2 protein-coding genes are annotated in these 2,057 nt (G+C 69.6%); both read left to right on the forward strand.

The genetic code is table 11. The features are described from left to right. On the forward strand, window positions 1-637 hold a 637-nt coding region (locus PVW46_RS21570), incomplete at its 5' end, for a DUF1697 domain-containing protein (RefSeq protein ID WP_274577553.1). Between the two features lie 207 nt (window positions 638-844). Beyond that, window positions 845-1,894, forward strand: a complete 1,050-nt coding sequence (locus PVW46_RS21575) for a YeeE/YedE family protein (protein ID WP_069208520.1) — start codon at window positions 845-847, stop codon at window positions 1,892-1,894. The last annotated feature ends 163 nt before the right edge of the window (window positions 1,895-2,057 follow it).

Raw genomic sequence — 2,057 nt, forward strand, 5'->3', positions numbered from 1 at the left:
GGCGACGGGCTGCGCGACGCGCTGGACCCACGCATCCGGGGCCGGTGAGCCCTGGCGCGATGACACCCACAGGGACCGGCGGTGCAAACCGCCGGTCTTTTTCGTGATGCCGGTCTATGCCGCCTTCCTGCGCGCGGTGAATGTCGGCGGCACCGGCAAGCTGCCGATGGCGGACCTGCGCGCCATGATCGAAGGGATCGGCGGCACCGATCCGCAAACCTGGCTCGCCAGCGGCAACGCGGTCTTTGCCCATGACGCCCCGGCGGCAGCGGTCAAGGCGCGGCTGACGGCGGTGCTGGAGACCTACGCCGGCAAGCCGGTCGGCGTCATGATCCGCGACCTGACCCAGCTTGACGCGGTCCTCTCTGCCCTGCCCTTTCCCGGTGCCGAGCCGAAACAGCTGGGCCTTCTGCTGAGCGACGATCCGGTGCCGCAGGACGCCGCCGCCAAGGCAAAGGGGCTGACGACCGAAGAGATCATCCCCGGTCCCGGCGTGCTCTATATCCATTATCCGCAGGGCATGGGCCGGTCGAAACTGGACCATCCGGCGATGCGGGCGGGAACGATGCGCAACCTCAACACGGTGCAAAAACTGCGCACGATGCTGGCAGAACACCCGGGGGCGAAAAAAGAATAACCCCACGGCGCGCGGCCCGACGCCCCGAACAGGCGCCCGCCCCGGCGCGGGCGCCCGTATGACGATTTCCCACGAGACAGGCGGAACCGGAAAACTGTCCCGGTTCCGCAGGTGGCCCATAAGGATCATGTGCTTGCCTTGTGGCGCTCGCCCCCTCATTTGGGACAAAATTCCTGTTTCCCGACTTCCCGCACCCCGGAGGCTGCCATGTATGAATCGCTGGGTTTCGACACTCTCACCGCACCGCAGGCCGCGGTCTGGTTCGCGCTGATCCTCGGCGCCGCCTTTGGCGTCCTGGCCGAGCGGACGCGGTTCTGCTTTCGCCGTGGCCTTGTCGGCGAGGACCGGCGCGCCGCGCTTGGTGTTTGGCTGACCGCGCTGGCCTTTGCGCTGGTGGGCACCCAGGCCGCCGTGGCGATGGACTGGATCAGCTTCGGCGACCACCGCTTCATGGCGAGCGACCTGCCGGTGGCGGCCATCCTCGTCGGCGGTCTGCTCTTCGGCGCGGGCATGGTGCTGACGCGCGGCTGTGTTTCGCGGCTGACGGTCCTGACCGCCTCGGGCAACCTGCGCGCGCTGACCGTGCTGGCGGTTTTCGCCGTGGTCGCCCATGCGACGCTCAAGGGCGTGCTGGCCCCGGTGCGCACCACGCTGGCGCAGACCACCCTGCCCCTGGGCGAGACCACCAGCCTTGCCGCCCTGCCTGGTGGCGCCGCGCTCTGGACCGCGCTGCTGGCCGCCGCAGCACTGGCCTATGGGCTGCGCTCGGGCAACCGCTGGCAGGCGCTCGTGGGCGGTGCGCTCATCGGCCTGCTGGTGCCTCTGGGCTGGGTCGGTACGGGTTTCATCCTCTATGACGATTTCGACCCGATCGCGATGCAGAGCCTCGCCTTCACCTCCACCTGGTCGGACACGCTGTTCTGGACCGTCGCCTCGACCTCGATCCCGGCGGGCTTCGGCGTGGGCCTGATCGGCGGCGTCTTCCTGGGCGCCTTCGTCTCGGCCCTGGCGGCGCGCCGCTTCCAGTGGCAGAGCTTTTCCTCCCCGGCAGAGACCGGCCGCTACCTGGCCGGTGCCTCGCTGATGGGGGTGGGCGGTGTCCTGGCCGGCGGCTGCACCGTGGGCGCGGGCCTCTCGGGCGTGCCGACCCTCTCAGTCGCCGCATTGGCTGCCCTGGGCGCCATCACGGTGGGCGGGCTGGTGACCAATGCCCTGCTCTCCGCCGCCCCGCGCGGCGCGCTACAACCGGCGGAATAACCCTTCATTGACCCAAACCGAACGGCCCCGGAGACTTCCGGGGCCGTTCTGGTTTGTGCCAGCAGCCACATGGACAGGGGTTCAGCCTGTTCCCTGGTGACTCCGGAAGCGGACCAACAGGCGCAGCCTGTCCCAAGGGTCGGCGGGCGGGCGCCTTTGCGGC

Source organism: Mameliella sp. AT18, assembly GCF_028807275.1.
Lineage (GTDB): Bacteria > Pseudomonadota > Alphaproteobacteria > Rhodobacterales > Rhodobacteraceae > Antarctobacter > Antarctobacter albus.